A 17,864-nucleotide genomic window follows, 5' to 3' on the forward strand; every position below is an offset into this window, starting at 1 on the left:
CTCAAAAACTACGTTAACACTAAGTTTTCCTAGACGCAATGCCCGAGCACCATTGGTACTTTTTTGCAAAGTGACCTTGTAAAAGGGACTATTATAACAAAGGAAAGATTTGAGAAGAATTTTTATATCAAAATGAAAGAAAACGGTAAGATCACACAACCGATCTTACCGTAGGTTATTAAGGGAGAAAGGGGAAACTACTGTGCTGCATAGGCTTCATTTTTATGATAGCCCTTAAATTCACCTAGTTCTATTTTACTCAAAATCTGCCAACGACCCGGTTTATTAATTTCAAAAGGTCCAAAGGTATAATTGCCATTTTCTACCTTAGAAGGTAATAACTGCTTATTATCCTTATTGCTATCAGGGCGAGAGAGCATCATTATAATATTTGCATTATTAACGGCTACTCCACTTTTATCGGTGAGCTTTAACGTAATGCTATTTTGTCCTATTACAAATTTTTCTGTGGAATAGGCAAGATCAAATTTAGTATCAAACTTTTCCTGTAATGCCATAATTTCATTAATATTATTCTCAACCTTTTGATATTTTTCCATATAAAAGGTATCCATCTCAACAGGATTATCAATAGCAATTTTAATGGTATAAGCACACCCAATCACACATCCAATAATCATACCGATAACTACATGAGGATAGTAGGTACGTTCACTTTTCACTTTGTCCACGGCTTTTTATCCTTTTATAAATGATGAGTATTACAACAATCGCCATAAATCCATAAATCAGAAGTCTCACAATATTGATGGTAATTTTATTGGCACTGCCAATGGCACTCTCTAACTCTATTTTACGATACGCTGCGATCTCTTCAACCAATTCCGCATAGCCATTGAGCAATGCAGGTCCAACACTCACTTCATTTTTTTTAGACGTTAGTAGTGGAATAATCGTACCATTCCATGGTAAAGGTGAGAGGAGCGCTTCACGATCAAATTCTTTCTCAAGCCCTGCTGATTGGTATACATCTACTTTTTTTTCTGCTTGAAAAAGCGTTAAAAGCACATACGGTGTGGTTAAATTTTTGGCAAAGTTTTGCTCATATGCGAGAATATTTTCACCCTCGCCACTTTTTTTAGCAATCAAAATAACTTTTACACCACTTTTTGCAAAAAGTTCACTGCCCATCTCTTCAATTTTCTGAGCGGTTCTCTCTTCTAGGCTATCATCATAAATGACAAATTCCTTGGCAAAAATCAACACTGGGAAAAAGGCAAGAAAGCAAAGAAGCCATAGCTTCTTTGCTTTTACATGTAACAAATTTTTCATTAACCGATGAACAAATGGTGTGGTGTTAATACAGCCCATACCGATACTGCTGCTAGTATAACTAAACCTAGAACAATCACTTTATCCATAATTTCAGCCATGTTATACTCCTTATTTTGCTATAACTTTTTGATTCGCATTCGCAGCATCTCTCATTTGAAGTGCTTGCGGATCCGTAATCTTATAAGGTTTATCAGCAACTGCTTGTTGTGCCTTTAATCCAAAGAATGTTAATACCCCAAGAATAGAGAGCAACAATACTGTTGCAATCAACATTCCTGTAATACCATTAAGTCCAAAGACGTTTCGATTTGTATTTTCCATTGATGAGTCCTTATTTTGCTAAAGAGCTGACATAAGTGCCAACCGCTGTTTTTTGAACATTGGTTAAGCGTCCATCATTAAACTGTGGCATATTACCAATCGTTCCTTTTTTACCCAAACCAAGGACATTGACAACAAATTTAGCATTACCATAGACGCTAAGATCTGGCGCGCTTCCAGCCATTCCTTTACCATCATCACCGTGACATGCAGCACATGTTGCCCACAGTGCTTTACCACTCTCAACAAGTGCTGGATTGCTACTTTTTTTAACTACAGAAACTTCTTGCATTACATATGCTGCAACGGCTTTGGCACTTTCTGCATCCAAAAGTCCAGCTGGCATCTCACCAAGAGGATAATTTGAACCTTTTGCACCACCCAGAATAGTAGCAACAATCGCTGCTTCATTACCCCATTTGGCTAAGTTCATTGCTTTTCCATTCATGCCATCACCCGTTACACCATGGCATGGTGCGCATTGTACCAAGAAAACGCCCTCACCCATTCCCATCAATGTAGCATTGTCAGGATTTGCAAATTTACTCTCAAAATGAGTGTTGTAGCTTTTTACTTCTTGGTTATATTCACCTATTTGTGAATAACTCGCAAGAGGGTATCCAGCAAGGAAATACCATAATCCCCATATAATAACTCCTACAAAGGAGAGTGCCCAACCAATAGGAGGTACATTTTTGTATTCTCCAATACCATCCCAATTCTCTTTTGCTAATTCTCCGCTATTTTTATCGGTTTGCATCTGTCTTATATATTTACCAACAACAAAAATAGTGAGAATTAAAATTGCTGCTGCACCAAGCAATGATAATACGTTTACATTGTCATTCAGCCAATTCATTTATTGCTCCTCTTTATTCTTTCTCTTTGTTTGATGGAGTACGGGTTTCAACTGGAGTATCGTCAATATTGTCATGCAATGCGATATCGCCATATTGCTCATAATTTCGTGTACCTTTTTTTTCAGCCTTGTAAAGGTGATACAAATAACCATACATCATTACGACCAAAAAAACTGTAGCTACCACATAAGCATATGCTTGAATTTCTCTAATTGTTTCCATACTCACCGTGAACACCTTATTTTAAGCTATTGAGATAGGCAATGAGGGCCACAATCTCTTTGATCTCACCGCGTTTAAATGCCTCTTTAACCTCTTGGCTTTTCATGTCTGCAACAATCAGTGCAGCTTCTTCCATAACAGCTTTTTTAGCCTCTTCATGGGTACCAAGTTTAGGCATATCAGGTTGATCGTAAGGTGTGTTGAAAACTTTTTTTACGGTCAATGCTTCTGCGTATGCTGTATCAATGTCAGCAATGTTTTTAAACATATGCTTGTACGCTGGCATAATAGAACCAGGAACAACGCTGATAGGATCAGACATATGATACTCATGCCAGTCGCTTGTTCGATAGTTTCCAACCCGCATCAAATCTGGTCCAGTTCTTTTAGAACCCCAAAGGAATGGTCTATCGTAAGCATACTCACCACTTAAAGAGTACATACCGTAACGGTCTGTCTCTGATTTGAATGGACGAACCAATTGTGAATGACATGCATTACAGTCATCTTTAATGTAGACTTGACGGCCTGCTAATTGAAGTACTGTATAAGGCTTTGTACCAACAACTGGACGTGCTGTCTCCATAAAATCAGGTAAAATTGTTACAACACCTGCATATGCAATCACCAAAAATACACCTACCGCAAAAAAGAATGGGTTTCTTTCTAACCAATGAAACATAATCCTATCCTCCTTTTACGCTGCCATAGGTGAAGCATTTTGAGGTTCAGCCTCAATTGCTTTACTTACAGTCATTGTTTTATACATATTGTAAGTGAATATGAAGAAACCGACAAGGTATAGTAAACCACCTGTTGCACGAATAGCATAGTAAGGAATCAATACAGTCACAGTATCAATAAATGAATAAGCAAGGTTACCAAATTGGTCTGTTGCTCTCCACATCATACCTTGTGTAATACCTGCAATCCACATACTTGAGAAATAAAGTACGATACCCGTTGTTTGAATCCAAAATTGTGCTTCAATTAATTTTTTACTGAAAATTTCACGGTTAAACATACGAGGAGCCATATGATACAGTGCTGCCATGATCATAAAACCAACCCAGCCTAATGTACCATCATGAACGTGTCCAGGAACCCAATCTGTAAAGTGCGCAAGGGCATTAACAGATTTAATCGCTAAGATTGGACCTTCAAGAGTACTAAACATATAGAATGTTGAAGCAAAAATCATCAATTTAATCAATGGATTCTCTTTGAGTTGACCCCACTGTCCTTTCATCGTAAGGAGAATGTTAATCGCACTACCCCAAGAAGGAAGAATCAAAATAATTGAGAAAATTGAACCCATGGTTTGTACCCAATCTGGAACAGTTGAGTAAAGTAAGTGGTGTCCACCTGCCCAAAGGTATACGAACATCAATCCCCAGAAAGAAAGAAGTGATAGTTTATAAGAAAAAACTGGTTGACCAGACTCTTTTGGTAAGAAATAGTAGATCATCGCAATAATAGGCACGGTAAAAATAAATGCTACGGCATTGTGACCATACCACCATTGTACCATTGCATCATTTGAGCCTGCATACATAGAAACGGAGTGATACCATTTTCCTGTGCCCGCAACAAAGTAGGTTGGAACTTCCATGTTATTGAAAAGGTACAACATAGCAACACCAAGAAATGTTGCAATAAAATACCACATAGAAATATAAAGCGTCTTCTCGCGCCTAATACCAATGAGACCAAAAATATTTAATCCCCAGAGTACCCATACCACGACAACAAGAATATCCAATGGCCATTCAAGTTCTGCGTACTCTTTAGAAGTAGAAATACCCATAAAAAGGGAAATAACTGCACATACCATTAAAATCATATAGAGCCAAAAATGAAGCTTTGATATGAACATTAAGAATGGTGATTCTGCAATCGAAACCTTGAGTACTCTTTGCCCGATATAGTACCACGCTGCAAAGATTCCGCTTAGTAAGAATCCAAAAATTACTCCTGACGTATGTAATGGTCTTAAACGACTGAAAGTACCATATTCACCTGCCAAGTAATTCAACTCAGGGAAAGCCATTTGATAAGCGATAACCACGCCTATTAACATACCAACGATTCCAAAAAGGATCGCTGCGTAGGTAAAACATTTGGCTACTGAATAGTCATAGTTCAATGCATCTCTAGCCTGCATCAATTCCTCCTACTTGTGTTTTTATGTCACAAAAATATCACATAATGTAAGAATTATAGTGCACCAAATCTACAACGAAGCTTAAGAAGATTAAATTTGTGTTAAATAAAAAATGTTAAGAAAAAATTTATAATTAGCAGTACAAGAACGATGGAATTATCGTTCTTGCGTGTTGATTTTGTAGCCAAGACCGGGAATATTTTTGATAAACTCTTTATCTGTTTTTTCACGAACACGCTTAATAAAGGTACGTATGGCTGAATCTGTTACTTTTTTGTTTGTCCAAACATACTTTTTAATCTCTTCATGAAGGACAAATACACCTAAATTTTTAACAAGAACTGAGATAAAAAGTAACTCTTTTTTAGTTAAGAAAATTGTTTTACCCTCTTTCACTAAAACCCGTCTACTTTTATCAAACTGATAGCTGTATCCTAATTCAACGATATCACTTTGATCTAACATCTCTTTGGAAACAAATTTGAGTGTTGTTAAGAGCTCATCTGGATCAATTGGTTTGATGAGATACTTGTCAATACCAACATCAATCGCCTCTAACAATCGCTCTTTTTCACTAAATGCACTTAAAATAATAATAGGGGTTTGCTTCGATATATGTTTAATCTCTTTTGCCATCATTAAACCATCCATAACCGGCATCATAATATCTGTGACAACAATGTCAGGTTTATACTTTTTGAATTTTTTTAACCCATCATCACCATCACGTGCAACAATGAACTTAGCAAACTCATCCCCGATGGCGCTCTCTAAGGCATTTCTGAGATCTTCTTCGTCCTCAACAAACAAAACCGTCAATTTTGACAATCCACTCATAGCTCTTCCTTTTTACTCTTTGACTGAAGGAATAGTGATAGTGAAACAGACTCCATCATTGCAATTCTCTGCAACGATAAGTCCTTGCATACTATTATTGATAATCATCTTACTCATATAAAGCCCCAAGCCAGTGCCAGCACTCGCATGTTTTGTTGTAAAATAAGGCTCGAAAATCTTATCTAAAATAGTTGACTCAATCCCACCAGCATTATCGCAGACTTTAATTATAGCATCTCCAAGCCCTAATGTGTCAATTTCAATATAAATTAATCTATTTTTTATTTTGTTGTTGCAAAATGCGTCAATCGTATTATTGATTAAATTGATTAAGACTTGAGAAAATTCATTAAAATAACCTCTGATGTTGGCATCTTTTTTTATATTAAGCTCGATAGTAACTTCATTTTTTTCTAAAGTACCTCGCATAATATCCATTGCTTCGTTCGCCACATGACTTAGCGCAAAAACTTCACTTTGACGATCAGGGCTGAAAAAATGACGGAAATCTTCAATGGTTTCGGACATTTTGGAAACAATCTTTTTGGCATGCGCGTAACTGTCTTCAAACTCTATCCCTTTACCTTCATTTTGAAGACGATAGAGCTTGTTCATTTTATAAAGTGTGATATTAAGCTCAGAAAGGGGCTGTCTCCATTGGTGTGCAATATTGGCGATCATTTCACCCATCGAAGCAAGACGTGATTGCTGAAATAAAATACGATCTTTCTCACGATTTTTTTCAACTTCTTCTCTCACACGCTCTTCCAACGTTTGATTGAGGATTGTTAAGGCTTTCGTCTGTTCTTTAACTCTCTCTTCAAGGGTTTCATTAAGTTCTTCGAGCTCTTCATCTTTGGCTATCAGCGCCTCGCTTAAGCGGACACTTTCTGTCACATCATAACGAATAGCAATAAACTCTTCAATATCACCATTTTCATCGAGTATAGGGAAAACTGTCGTATTGACGTAAAACGTACTGCCATCTTTGGCTAGATTTTTAACCGTTGACTTATACGTTTTTTTTTGAAGTATGGTTTGCCAAAGTTGCTTAAATGTCGAAGCAGGTACGTCAGGATGTCTTACAATATTATGGTTTTTTCCTACTAGCTCTTCTTTAGTATAACCCGAAATTTTGCAAAACTCATCATTAACAAAGGTGATAATACCGAAAATATCGGTTTTTGAGATAATATTACTGCTTTCAATAGCACTCTGATATTGTTCTAATTTCATATAATTGCTGCACTGTAACCAAGATACGCCATATAAATTCCATAACCAACAATAATCAATGAAGCTATTTTAATCATAACTTCTCTAAATTCACTTCCTTTTAAAAATCCTACAATAAATCCAAGCCCTAACATTGCAGGCATCGTTGAAAGTCCAAAAATAGCCATTGTGAAGCCACCCAAAAGAAAAGAACCCGAAGTGGTTGCAGCCGCTAAAAAGAAATAGACTAGACCGCATGGCAAGAAACCATTTAAAAGACCTAGCCCATAAAAACTTCCCATGGATTTAGAGTGAATGAGATGTGAAAAAAGTGTTTTAATCAAAGGATTAAAAGCGACAGTTGCCTCTAATGAAGTTAAAAATTTTATTTTTCCCATCATTGATAATCCCATTAAAACCATAAGAATACCAATGACAAAGTAGAAATAACCATTAATCTGGGCGGAAAAGGTAAAAATACTCCCCAATGCACCAAAAAACATGCCAAGAAATGTATAGGCGCTAATTCGTCCTAGATTGTAAGTAAGATGTGCGAGAAATTGTCTGAATGAAGACGTGGAAGAGTCAATCTTAGCACTACTGTATGCCATGACAAATCCTCCACACATGCCTATGCAATGCCCTAAACTTCCTAAAAACGCAACACTAATGATTGCTGTAATATCGATGACGTTAATGGCATTGCTCCGTTATTTAAAGTCTATTGGCAAACTCTTGGAAAATGTATCGACTCTCTTGCGGACCTGCACTCGCTTCAGGATGATGCTGTACGGAAAAAATGGGCGAGTTATTGTATTCAAGCCCCTCAATCGTATTATCAAAAAGATTCACATGCGTAATACGAGCGACCTTACAAATATCATCAGGAACATTGTAATTATGGTTTTGCGTTGTAATTTCCACAATACTAGTTTTCATATTTTTAACAGGGTGATTACCACCATGTTGTCCAAATTTTAACTTATAGGTCGGATACCCATGCGCAATAGAAAGTAATTGGTGTCCTAAACAGATAGCAAACATAGGTACTTTTGCTTCAATTAATTTTTGAATTTGTACCGCTTCATCTTTCAAAATAAGTGGATCCCCGGGGCCATTGGATAAAAAGAGTCCGTGGATTTCACCTTTTTTGTAGCGAGCAATGACATCATCAGCACTAAAATTATGAGGGATAACCTCAACATCAAGTCCAACTTCACAAAGTTCATTTAAGATATTGCGTTTAATGCCTAAATCTACGGCAAGAATTTTTTTACCCAATCGTTTAGGTGTGGCATTATACGCTTGAGCTTCAGCGTCCCAAACACCGTTGACATGGACATAAGATTTTGGAGTGCTGACTTTTTCAATATAGTTGACATCTTCAATACGAGGGCTGGCTTCAAGCATGGCTTTGAGCTTTGCAGGATCGCTCACTTCTGTTGAAGCGATCATCATTTTAGGGCCTGAATCTCGAATCATTTTGGTAAGATAGCGTGTATCAATGTCACAAATACCCATACTTTCATATTTTTTCAAAAACTCGGGTAACGTTTCATGTGAACGGAAATTAGAAGGCGTTTCGTTAAGACTTCGCACAAACATACCGCTCGCATAAATCGTAGAACTTTCCATATCATTCTCATTGCATCCCACAATACCAATTTCAGGCATTGTAAATACAACAAACTGTCCTGCATAGCTCGGATCACTCATGATTTCTTGGTAACCACTCATAGAGGTATTAAAAACAATCTCTCCTGTTTTTGAACCATCAAAACCAAAACTTTTTGCTTCTAAAAAAACACCATTTTCAAGATAAATCCATACAGGTTTTAACATCATACTAACATTCCTCTTTTTCTAAGCTCTTCTTCATAGAGCTTTTCAAAAATCAAATCATACTCTTCAGAACCAGGAACTAAGGTTCGCTTGTAATTTGAAATTTTCTCTGCTACATCATCTTCAATCGCTTGAAAATTCGCAATATACGTTTCAATCGCAGTATAAACAACATTCTTAACACGATTTTCGGTGACATTATAGTCAATCAAACCACTTTTCCAACAGATCTCTAAAATTTGGTGCGCAATATCGTTATACCTATCTTCATAGGACAATGTAACACCAAATTCACGTGCAAGTTTTTTCTTAATTAACCAAAACATACTTCTTCGGTCAACTCGCTGAAACTCCATCTCATCTTCATTTTGATCCAAAATCTCTGTAACACGCTCTTCAAGCGCAGTCTCTTGTTTAATATCGGCAACAATCAAATCCTCAGCGACTTTTACAATAGGCTCTAAGCCCTTAAGCATGGTAACAAATCCACAATTTAAAATATCGATCGCTATTTTATTGGCAATATAAGGGGCATGAGGCAATCTGATTTTCATCCATAAACCTTACTTCTGAATTTTCCACATTCTATCAAAAGTAAGGTAAATATCTGTTTAGAGAAAGAAAGGGGAAGGTTTCGTCACTCTTTTGTTTGATTATCTTCTACAAAAGGAGGACCTTTCTTAAGGCGTTGGGTAATATCAGAAGCAATTTGGGGATTCATCTTTGCTAAGATTTGCGATATTTTCTTAGGTGGCAATCCAAAAATAATGGCTGCTCCCTCATGAATAGGGAGTTTTTCAACAATAGCGGCAGCTGCCGCATCTTTCATCTTAATATAGGTCTCATCTAGTTTATCATTTTTCTTCGATTCAACTTGCTCTAAAAGCTTTTTATTTTCAGCCAACATTGCAGCAATCTGTTGCTCTTTGGCTTCGATCTCAGCTTTAGTTTTAGCCAATGCATTTTCTTTCTCTTTGAGTGCATTCTTTTGTTTTTCAAAAAGTGCATTCGTTGCGGCTTGCAAAGCTTCAAAGGATTGTCGTGCTTCATCGATTTTTTCAACTTCATGCAAAAGTTCCCCTTTGCGCGTTTCAAAGACTTGCGTACAATCAATCGTTTCTGCATACACTAAAGAGCTGATCAATAAGATCCAAATACACTTCATTCTCGACCTTTTTTACTTATTTCACCCGCAAATAACATGGTTGATATTTCGTCCAAATAGAGCTGTTCTTCACGTTTGAGCTTCTCCATCATCGTTTGAAGCTCTTGCTCTTCAAGATACTTAAACTTTTCATATTCAATATGTGCTTTTTTATACTCTGATTGGAGCTGTTTTGTGTTTCGCTGAACAGAAACAAGTTCTTGCTCACAACGTTTTTTATCACGATTTAAGATGCTTTTTTGCTCACCAACCATGAGAAGGAGTGAAATCATACCTTCTTTCGGTATTTGAACTGCCGAAATTTCATCGTAAAGAGCCGCTATTTTATGATTTAACATGCGCTCTTTATTTTGGCTTTTTAAGAGTTCACGCTCGATTGCATCACGTTTTTGTTTTCGAATTTTAGCAATCTTGGAGAACTGGCTTTTCATAAATTACCTTTACATGTAAAGATGAAAGATATTCTTGCGAAATGGCAAAATATTCCTAAAACTATAGCGCTCAAACATATATCACGTGAGCGCTATAGTCTTATTTTACAAGATAATTGTATCGTTTCTATCTGGACTTGTTGAGATAAGTCCTATTTTTGTGCCTGTCAAAACTTCAAGGCGTTTAAGATACGTTTTGGCAGCTTCAGGAAGATCTTCAAATTTACGACATCCAACAACACTCTTCCAACCTGGCAACTCTTCATAAATTGGTTTAACATTATCCAAATCTTGCGGCAGTGTTTCAACTCTCTGACCGTTTACTTCATAAGCAACACACACTTTAACGGTTTCAAAACCATCTAATACATCAAGCTTCATAATGGCAAGATCATCACAACCATTGATGCGACTCGCATAGCGGCATGCAACGGCATCAAACCAACCACAACGGCGAGCACGACCCGTAGAAGTACCATATTCGTGACCTTTCTCACGAAGTTCATCGCCTTCCGTTCCAAAATCTTCTGTAGGGAATGGTCCATTACCCACACGGGTGCAGTACGCCTTAACAATACCTGTCACCTTACCAATATCTTTAGGATTGAGTCCCAAACCAACACAGGCACCTGCACTGATCGTATTGGAGCTCGTTACAAAAGGATACGTACCATGATCCACATCAAGCATCGTTCCTTGAGCGCCTTCTAAGAGTACTTTTTTGTTCTCATCCAAACATTTCCAAACCATGTGTGTCGTGTCTGTCAAGAAAGGTAAAAGGGCTTTAGCATAGCCGTCTAATTCACTTTTAAGTGTCTCAAAATCAGGTGTTACAATACCAAGGGCATTAAAGAGCGCTCTGTTCTCATCGTAAAATTCAACCAAGGCACGTGCAAGTTTGTTGGTGTCTCTTAGTTCACCTAAACGGTGTCCGCTACGCTCAATTTTACTTCCGTAACTTGGTCCAATGCCACGTCCTGTTGTACCAATGGCTTTAGCGCCACGAAGTTTTTCTTTGGCTTGGTCAATTAAAATATGATGATTAAGAATCATATGTGCTTTGTCACTAACAAACAGGCGACCTGCAAGCTTTTCAAATTGTGCCATCTCTTTAATGAGGGCATCAGGACAAACAACGACACCATTGCCAATAACATTGAGTGCTTTTGGATTTAAAATACCAGAAGGAATCAAATGAAGTGCATAACGTACACCATCTACCCAGATCGTGTGACCTGCGTTGTGACCGCCTTGATAACGGCAAACAACATCATAGTGTTGAGCCATAAGATCAACGATCTTACCCTTTCCTTCATCACCCCATTGAATTCCTACGATCATATCAGCTTTCATCTTATTGTCCATCTCTTTTAATTAATATTTCGATCAAATCATCCGTGTAAAGTCCAAAACCGCTTGAGCCAATGCCCTCACAGTCATAACTTCCACCTGAACCTAGTGTAAAATTTTTGTAGATAAATCTAAAAAATAGCGCATTATAATAGCGCATTTTCACATAGTAAAGCGGTGAAAAAACAATATTATCACATGAAATATGAGCAGAGAGAACTTTCAGCTTTTCAAGTTCAACCTTCAGTTCATCTGGAACCTCATCAATAACCGCTTCCAATTCTTCCAATGTTTGTAAACAAGTTAATTTTGTTAACCATGGAATATCAAGTGCCAAGAGCTTTTGAAGCTCTCCTTTTTCAAAGATTTTCAGATCCAAATTGAGCATCTGAGACAGCATTTTGGGAATGTTAATATTGCTTACATGTAAAAGTGGTTTGATTGAAAATTTTTCAAAAATAGAGACACTTGTAGCAATGCTCAAAGCCAAATTTTCTTCACCAATCAACTCCGCGCCAATCTGGTGTACTTCGTGGCTAGGATAGCGAAAAACAGGTTGAATGTAGAACCATTTCGAATGATGTGTACTTCTCCCCATACGTTTTGTACTGAGACGTACGACGTCCATCGTACTATCAGCTCGCAACGAGACAATATGATTTTGTTCATCTGAAAAACGTAACAACTCTTTTTCATCAATACTTTTGTGCTGATGGTATGAAAAGAAGGGTGTTACAATCTCTTCAAATCCTGCATCGTAAAAAAGTTCACTTGCCACATTTTCAATCTTTCGCTTTAATTTGGCACTCTCTCCAAAATAAAGCTTACTCCCCGTGGGTATCTCGTGCTCATAAATCATTATTAACCTTGGTAAAATTCTTGGGTAAAGACCCTATTGGCAGTGCCATCGTATGCTCGCTTGCCAAGTTCCGCAAGAGCTAATTCAACAGCATTGAGTGTCCACGCAGTCTCATATACATTAACAAGTCCCATGTGGTTGATTCTAAACAGTGTCTCTTTTATGTGATCTTGTCCACCTGCCATATTGACACCGTATTTACTTTTCAAAATTTTACGGATTTTGCTCGCATCGTCATGTAAAACGGCACTCATCGCTTTAGCGGGTACTTTTGGATAGATGTGCAATCCCAAAGCTTGTAAAGCTTTATTGGTGGCAAAAGCTCTTTTCGCCGTATCCGCATAGAGCGCATCCAAACCGCCCTGGGAGTCTATGAGTTCAAACATAGCGACAAGACCAATAACCAGTGTCGTTGCTGCTGTCCATGCCGTTGTATTTTTCCGTTGATTTTTAAGTTCCGTTTTGAGGTTAAAATAATAACCCACGCCGCCATTTTCAATGATCTCTAACGCTTTAGCATTTAGACCAATAAAGGCAAGCCCCGGAGGAAGCATCAACGCTTTTTGACTGCCTGAAATGAGTGCATCAACATGGGTCGTGTCAACTTTTTCAACGCCCACAGCGGTGATACCATCGGCAATGACCATAATATTAGGGCGAATCGCTTTTACTGCTTTGGCTACGGCTTCAACAGGATGACGAAGGCCACCTGCACTTTCACACACTTGCATACACACAGCATCAATGCTCGGATCGTTTTTAACAAGCTCAACAATGGCATCGACACTCACAGGAGTATCCCATTCATTTTTAATTTCGACAAATGGTTTATTGTAGGCAGCACAAATTTTGCCAAAACGCTCGCCAAATTTGCCCGAATTGACGACAATCGCTTTACTTTGGCACAAATGAAGCACACACGCTTCCATGGCACCAGTTCCACTGCTTGCAAGCATCAAAACTTCTTCCATATCAAACAGTTGTTTTAAATAGCCTCTTGCTTTTTCAAAAATAGACTCAAATTCAGGTGTTCTATGGTGAATGGTAGGTGTTCCCATCGCCATACGAACCGCTTCAGGAACAGGAGTTGGTCCTGGTGTCAAAAGTAACATAAGAGATCCTCATCGTGTAGTTTTAGAAGCGATTGTAACAAAATATTGCTTGTTGTTTCTTTAGCACCTCCCATATTTACTAGCTTTACTTTTACATGTAAAAAGTCTTTTACGAGTCGCTTTTCTACTTTAAACTTACATAAATAATGTAATGATGTAGAATTTGATTGTCTCATTCGTACGTTGTACCACTTGTATAAAAATACCCAAGGAGTAGAATCATGTCATTTAAAGCCAAAATCATCCTGACAATTTCTGCGTTAATGTTTTTAAGCCTCAGTATCTTTTGTACCATAAGCTATATTGATACGAAGAAAAATAGCGTTGTTCAAGTTGAATCAAGCCTGAAAATGGCATCACGTGCCTTAACAGACTACATTGATCTGTGGGTCGAATCGAAGAAAAAAGGAGTCGCCGGTTACGCACGATCCTTAAGTAACAGTTCCACAATGGATGAAGCAGAACTCGAAGCCAAGCTAAAAGACATGGCTAAAACCTTTGACGCGCTAGATGCGTATGCAGGGTTTGAAGATGGTCGAATGTTTTACGGTAGTGGAAAGAAAAAAGCAGAAGGATACGATCCTAAAACAAGAGGCTGGTATAAACAAGCGAAGGTGGATGGTAAAGAAGGTATTACGGATGCTTATGTCGGTGCAACGGCGAAAGTATTGATGGTAACGGTGATGGCGCCCATTATGAAAAACAACACTATGATTGGTGTTTTTGGTATTGATCTTCCGTTAGAAACACTGACCAAAGCCGTTGGAGATGTTAATTTTAATGGTGGATATGGAATGCTTTTGGATACAAAAAAGATGATTCTAGCCCATCCTAAAAAAGAACTCCTTGGAACCGAGTCAACATTGAGCCAAGAATTTAAAGATAAAAAAGAGGGATTTATTGAGTATATCTTTAATGGTGAAAACAAGATATTTGCTTTCAAAGTCTCAGAACAAACGGGCTGGACACCAGGAATTACATTTGATAAAGAGACTGCTTATGCCTTTTTAAAGGTGCAAGTTCAAAGCCTAATGATGGCAGGCTTTATGATGCTAGTCCTGTCCATTGGCATCATGATTATACTCATTAAAACACTGCTTCGTCCACTCGATCATCTGAATGATGTTGTCCAAGAACTCTCAAGTAGTGAGGGTGATCTGAGACAAAGACTTGAAGCATCAGCCAATGATGAATTTGCACATGTATCACAAAACATCAATAAATTTATTGAAAAACTGCATGAGATCGTGAAAAAATCTAAAACAATTAGTAATGAAAATGCTTCTATTTCAGAAGAGCTTTCACGTACCGCATCCGAAGTGGTACGCAATGTCGACACCGAATCGAAAATAGTTGAAAACACCAAAGAAGAAGGGATCGCTTTAGTTAAAAGCATTGAAAGTTCTGTTCTTAAAGCAAAAAATTCGCAACAAGCCCTCTCTAATACGCAAAAAGATATTTCGGATGTAAAAACCAAAGTCGAACAACTCGAATACACGATGCAGGCCACAGCAGCCAAAGAACAAAACTTAGCAGAACGCCTTAATACCGTTAGTCAAAATGCCAATGAAGTGAAAGATGTTCTTGGTATTATTCGTGATATTGCCGATCAAACCAACCTTTTAGCCCTCAATGCTGCCATTGAAGCGGCACGTGCAGGAGAACATGGGCGTGGGTTTGCCGTAGTTGCCGATGAAGTAAGGAAGCTGGCTGAACGTACGCAAAAGAGCCTTGTTGAAATTGATGCAACAATCAATGTGGTCGTTCAATCTATCATGGATGCCAACACCGATATTGCTCAAAATGCCGGTGAGGTAAATGCTCTTGCTTCTATCTCAGTAGAACTACAAGAGGGAATGAATAATGTTGCAAATATCATCCATCAAACCATTGAGGAGAGTGACCATACGGTTCATGACTTTATTGATACAGCTTCAAAAATTAAAAAAATAGTCGATGAAATTGAAAAAATAAATGCAATTTCCAAAGAGAATGTGGGGAGTATTGACAATGTTTCTCAAGCGAGTGAACATTTACATGTAATGACTGAAAACCTCAACAACGAACTGGGAAAATTTAAATCTTAAATACATTTTTCTACAGCAAGGGGTTTTCTCTTGCTGTTGTGTGATGCAAAATTTCACGTATACTCTCAAAATAAATCTTTCGACAGTACAAACAACTCTTTTCTCACTTGAGCATGCTATAATCAAAAAGTCTCATTTTGGTCATATTTCCCGTGTTATAATAAAATATGTCTTTCGCTCTATATGATATAAAATCCCTATTTTGCATTTATTACTCAAAATAATACCAAGGAGTCATGATGAACTTCAAGACGAAGGTTACTCTGATTATCGCACTCTTAATCTGTATCAGCCTTACAGCATTTGGTTTTGTAAGCTATATTGATACCAAAAAAAACAGCATCACTCAAGTTGAATCAACCCTCAAGATGGCATCCCGTTCATTGACCGATTATATTGATCTTTGGGTTTTAAGTAAAAAACATGGGTTAGAGAGTGCTGCTCGCATGCTCACGGATGTTGAAACGATGAGTGAATCACAAATCAAAGCTGTTTTACAAGAGACAACACTTGCATCCGGTGGACGTGATAGCTTTTTGGGTATAGAAGCCAGTGGTGTCATGATCTACGGAAGCAATACAATCGCAAAAGTTGACCCAAGAGCACGCCCATGGTATATTATGGGAAAAACAACAGGAAAATCTGGCATGACCGATATTTACAGAGGTTCTGCTGACCCCATTGATCTTGTTGCAGTTATGGCGCCCATTATTAAAAATGGTAAAACCATCGGCATTGTTGCAACTTCTTTTGAGCTAAAGCATATTGTCAAAGCCGTTAGTGATATTAAGTTCAATGGTGGTTATGGCATGCTTTTGGATGCTAAAAAAACAATTGTAGCCCATCCTAAAGCGGAGTTCCTTGGGAAAGAATCTATTTTAAGCCAAAGATTTACAGGAGAGCCGGAAGGTATTATTGAGTATACACAAGAGGGAGAGCATAAGCTTTTTGCATTTAAAATGTCTCAAGAGACAAATTGGATTCCAGGTATTACATTTGATAAAGAGACTGCTTATGAATTCTTGAATGCTCAAGTGAAAGAGCTTTTTGTGATGGGTTTAATAATGCTCGTGCTTTCTATCGCCATTATGGCCTTTTTAATCAAAATGCTTCTTAATCCCCTTGATAAACTGAACCATGTTGTCAAAGATCTGTCCAGTAGTGAAGGCGATCTTAGACAAAGACTTCAAGCCTCAAGTCATGATGAATTCGGACAAGTTTCGAATAATATTAATCTCTTTATTGAAAAGCTTCATGAAATTGTCAAAAAATCTAAAGAGATTAGCAATGAAAACGCTTCTATCTCAGAAGAACTTTCACGTACGGCTTCCGAAGTTGTGAGAAATGTGGATGCAGAAGCTAAGATTGTGAGTAAAACCAAAGAGAGTGGTATTACGCTCACCAATGCAATTGAGGTATCAGTTCAAAAAGCGACCGCTTCTCAAGAAGCATTACATAAAACGCAACAAGACATCAATACCGTTAAAGATCAAGCAGAGCATTTAGAAAAAACGATGCAAGCCACGGCAGCCAAAGAACAAAACTTAGCAGAACGCCTTAATACCGTGAGTCAAAATGCCAATGAAGTCAAAGATGTTTTGGGGATCATTCGTGATATTGCCGATCAAACCAACCTTTTAGCCCTCAATGCTGCCATTGAAGCAGCGCGCGCAGGAGAACATGGACGTGGATTTGCCGTAGTAGCGGATGAAGTACGAAAGCTGGCTGAACGTACTCAAAAAAGCCTTGTTGAGATTGATGCCACCATCAATGTGGTTGTTCAATCGATCATGGATGCCAACACCGATATTGCTCAAAATGCTGGAGAGGTGAATGCTCTTGCTTCTATCTCTATCGAATTACAAAACGGTATGAATAGCATCGATGCAACCATTCAGAAAACCATAGAAGGGGCACATGAAACTGTTAATAATTTTGTCAACACTGCATCGCAGATCAAAGGAATGGTTGAGGAGATTGAAAAAATCAATGTCATCTCCAAAGAGAATGTCACGAGCATCGACAATGTTTCTCAAGCATCCGAACATCTCCATGCGATGACCGAAAATCTTAACAATGAATTAGGGAAATTTAAATCCTAAG

General features: G+C 37.9%; 19 protein-coding genes. 2 read left to right on the plus strand and 17 right to left on the minus strand.

Annotated features, from left to right (window positions below; genetic code table 11):
• Positions 1–197 precede the first annotated feature (197 nt).
• From FA584_RS11440 to FA584_RS11520, 17 genes are all read right to left on the minus strand, one after another.
• Entirely contained in the window at positions 198–692 is a 495-nt protein-coding gene (locus FA584_RS11440; RefSeq protein ID WP_096047347.1) for a FixH family protein, read from the minus strand.
• The gene (locus tag FA584_RS11445; protein WP_096047348.1) at positions 673–1,293 is read right to left on the minus strand and encodes a hypothetical protein; all 621 of its coding nucleotides are present in this window, start codon (positions 1,291–1,293) and stop codon (positions 673–675) included. Before FA584_RS11445 ends, FA584_RS11440 begins: the two co-directional genes overlap by 20 nt.
• A gap of 111 nt (positions 1,294–1,404) precedes the next feature.
• The gene (locus FA584_RS11450) at positions 1,405–1,617 is read right to left on the minus strand and encodes a DUF4006 family protein (RefSeq protein ID WP_087439348.1); all 213 of its coding nucleotides are present in this window, start codon (positions 1,615–1,617) and stop codon (positions 1,405–1,407) included.
• A 10-nt stretch (positions 1,618–1,627) separates the two neighbouring features.
• Positions 1,628–2,476 carry a c-type cytochrome gene (locus FA584_RS11455; protein ID WP_167749540.1) on the minus strand — a complete coding sequence of 283 codons (849 nt, stop codon included), beginning with the start codon at positions 2,474–2,476 and terminating at the stop codon, positions 1,628–1,630.
• 13 nt (positions 2,477–2,489) lie between these two features.
• Positions 2,490–2,699 (minus strand): cytochrome c oxidase, cbb3-type, CcoQ subunit, encoded by a 210-nt coding sequence (locus FA584_RS11460; RefSeq protein ID WP_369805675.1) that lies wholly within the window; start codon positions 2,697–2,699, stop codon positions 2,490–2,492.
• Between the two features lie 16 nt (positions 2,700–2,715).
• Positions 2,716–3,381 carry a cytochrome-c oxidase, cbb3-type subunit II gene (ccoO, locus tag FA584_RS11465; protein WP_096047351.1) on the minus strand — a complete coding sequence of 222 codons (666 nt, stop codon included), beginning with the start codon at positions 3,379–3,381 and terminating at the stop codon, positions 2,716–2,718.
• Between the two features lie 15 nt (positions 3,382–3,396).
• Positions 3,397–4,863 carry a cytochrome-c oxidase, cbb3-type subunit I gene (ccoN, locus tag FA584_RS11470; RefSeq protein ID WP_096047352.1) on the minus strand — a complete coding sequence of 489 codons (1,467 nt, stop codon included), beginning with the start codon at positions 4,861–4,863 and terminating at the stop codon, positions 3,397–3,399.
• A 156-nt stretch (positions 4,864–5,019) separates the two neighbouring features.
• The gene (locus FA584_RS11475) at positions 5,020–5,700 is read right to left on the minus strand and encodes a response regulator transcription factor (protein WP_096047353.1); all 681 of its coding nucleotides are present in this window, start codon (positions 5,698–5,700) and stop codon (positions 5,020–5,022) included.
• Positions 5,701–5,712: 12 nt separating this feature from the next.
• A complete protein-coding gene (locus FA584_RS11480) occupies positions 5,713–6,936 on the minus strand; it encodes a PAS domain-containing sensor histidine kinase (protein ID WP_096047354.1) in 1,224 nt (407 codons plus the stop codon).
• Positions 6,933–7,544: a sulfite exporter TauE/SafE family protein gene (locus tag FA584_RS11485; RefSeq protein WP_369806280.1), complete on the minus strand. Its 612-nt coding sequence runs from the start codon at positions 7,542–7,544 to the stop codon at positions 6,933–6,935. The genes FA584_RS11480 and FA584_RS11485 overlap by 4 nt, the downstream gene beginning before the upstream one ends.
• Positions 7,545–7,629: 85 nt before the next feature.
• Positions 7,630–8,760 (minus strand): glutamine-hydrolyzing carbamoyl-phosphate synthase small subunit, encoded by a 1,131-nt coding sequence (gene carA, locus FA584_RS11490; protein ID WP_167749542.1) that lies wholly within the window; start codon positions 8,758–8,760, stop codon positions 7,630–7,632.
• Positions 8,757–9,311: a DUF507 family protein gene (locus FA584_RS11495; RefSeq protein ID WP_087439354.1), complete on the minus strand. Its 555-nt coding sequence runs from the start codon at positions 9,309–9,311 to the stop codon at positions 8,757–8,759. The genes carA and FA584_RS11495 overlap by 4 nt, the downstream gene beginning before the upstream one ends.
• Positions 9,312–9,394: 83 nt before the next feature.
• Positions 9,395–9,922, minus strand: coding sequence for a MotE family protein (locus tag FA584_RS11500; protein WP_087439355.1), 528 nt, complete (start codon positions 9,920–9,922; stop codon positions 9,395–9,397).
• Entirely contained in the window at positions 9,919–10,353 is a 435-nt protein-coding gene (locus FA584_RS11505) for a flagellar export protein FliJ (protein WP_167749543.1), read from the minus strand. Before FA584_RS11505 ends, FA584_RS11500 begins: the two co-directional genes overlap by 4 nt.
• A gap of 105 nt (positions 10,354–10,458) precedes the next feature.
• Complete coding sequence (locus FA584_RS11510; protein WP_167749544.1) at positions 10,459–11,706, minus strand: adenylosuccinate synthase; 1,248 nt, start codon at positions 11,704–11,706, stop codon at positions 10,459–10,461.
• A gap of 1 nt (position 11,707) precedes the next feature.
• Entirely contained in the window at positions 11,708–12,562 is an 855-nt protein-coding gene (locus FA584_RS11515) for an ATP phosphoribosyltransferase regulatory subunit (protein ID WP_167749545.1), read from the minus strand.
• A gap of 2 nt (positions 12,563–12,564) precedes the next feature.
• Positions 12,565–13,674, minus strand: a complete 1,110-nt coding sequence (locus tag FA584_RS11520; protein ID WP_167749546.1) for a pyridoxal-phosphate-dependent aminotransferase family protein — start codon at positions 13,672–13,674, stop codon at positions 12,565–12,567.
• Positions 13,675–13,895: 221 nt separating this feature from the next.
• On the opposite strand from FA584_RS11520, the gene FA584_RS11525 reads away from it, so the two are divergent.
• A complete protein-coding gene (locus FA584_RS11525; RefSeq protein ID WP_167749547.1) occupies positions 13,896–15,761 on the plus strand; it encodes a methyl-accepting chemotaxis protein in 1,866 nt (621 codons plus the stop codon).
• Positions 15,762–16,000: 239 nt separating this feature from the next.
• Positions 16,001–17,863: a methyl-accepting chemotaxis protein gene (locus FA584_RS11530; protein ID WP_167749548.1), complete on the plus strand. Its 1,863-nt coding sequence runs from the start codon at positions 16,001–16,003 to the stop codon at positions 17,861–17,863.
• The last annotated feature ends 1 nt before the right edge of the window (position 17,864 follow it).

Origin of the sequence: Sulfurospirillum diekertiae, assembly GCF_011769985.2 — a bacterium.
GTDB classification, from domain to species: Bacteria; Campylobacterota; Campylobacteria; order Campylobacterales; family Sulfurospirillaceae; genus Sulfurospirillum; species Sulfurospirillum diekertiae.

Bases quoted from the DNA above. Each gene is read 5' to 3' on its own strand.
- FA584_RS11445 (WP_096047348.1), bottom strand. From the start codon at position 1,293: ATGAAAAATTTGTTACATGTAAAAGCAAAGAAGCTATGGCTTCTTTGC.
- FA584_RS11450 (WP_087439348.1), bottom strand. From the start codon at position 1,617: ATGGAAAATACAAATCGAAACGTCTTTGGACTTAATGGTATTACAGGA.
- FA584_RS11455 (WP_167749540.1), bottom strand. From the start codon at position 2,476: ATGAATTGGCTGAATGACAATGTAAACGTATTATCATTGCTTGGTGCA.
- FA584_RS11460 (WP_369805675.1), bottom strand. From the start codon at position 2,699: ATGGAAACAATTAGAGAAATTCAAGCATATGCTTATGTGGTAGCTACA.
- ccoO (WP_096047351.1), bottom strand. From the start codon at position 3,381: ATGTTTCATTGGTTAGAAAGAAACCCATTCTTTTTTGCGGTAGGTGTA.
- ccoN (WP_096047352.1), bottom strand. From the start codon at position 4,863: ATGCAGGCTAGAGATGCATTGAACTATGACTATTCAGTAGCCAAATGT.
- FA584_RS11475 (WP_096047353.1), bottom strand. From the start codon at position 5,700: ATGAGTGGATTGTCAAAATTGACGGTTTTGTTTGTTGAGGACGAAGAA.
- FA584_RS11480 (WP_096047354.1), bottom strand. From the start codon at position 6,936: ATGAAATTAGAACAATATCAGAGTGCTATTGAAAGCAGTAATATTATC.
- FA584_RS11485 (WP_369806280.1), bottom strand. From the start codon at position 7,544: ATGTGTGGAGGATTTGTCATGGCATACAGTAGTGCTAAGATTGACTCT.
- carA (WP_167749542.1), bottom strand. From the start codon at position 8,760: ATGATGTTAAAACCTGTATGGATTTATCTTGAAAATGGTGTTTTTTTA.
- FA584_RS11495 (WP_087439354.1), bottom strand. From the start codon at position 9,311: ATGAAAATCAGATTGCCTCATGCCCCTTATATTGCCAATAAAATAGCG.
- FA584_RS11500 (WP_087439355.1), bottom strand. From the start codon at position 9,922: ATGAAGTGTATTTGGATCTTATTGATCAGCTCTTTAGTGTATGCAGAA.
- FA584_RS11505 (WP_167749543.1), bottom strand. From the start codon at position 10,353: ATGAAAAGCCAGTTCTCCAAGATTGCTAAAATTCGAAAACAAAAACGT.
- FA584_RS11510 (WP_167749544.1), bottom strand. From the start codon at position 11,706: ATGAAAGCTGATATGATCGTAGGAATTCAATGGGGTGATGAAGGAAAG.
- FA584_RS11515 (WP_167749545.1), bottom strand. From the start codon at position 12,562: ATGATTTATGAGCACGAGATACCCACGGGGAGTAAGCTTTATTTTGGA.
- FA584_RS11520 (WP_167749546.1), bottom strand. From the start codon at position 13,674: ATGTTACTTTTGACACCAGGACCAACTCCTGTTCCTGAAGCGGTTCGT.
- FA584_RS11525 (WP_167749547.1), top strand. From the start codon at position 13,896: ATGTCATTTAAAGCCAAAATCATCCTGACAATTTCTGCGTTAATGTTT.
- FA584_RS11530 (WP_167749548.1), top strand. From the start codon at position 16,001: ATGAACTTCAAGACGAAGGTTACTCTGATTATCGCACTCTTAATCTGT.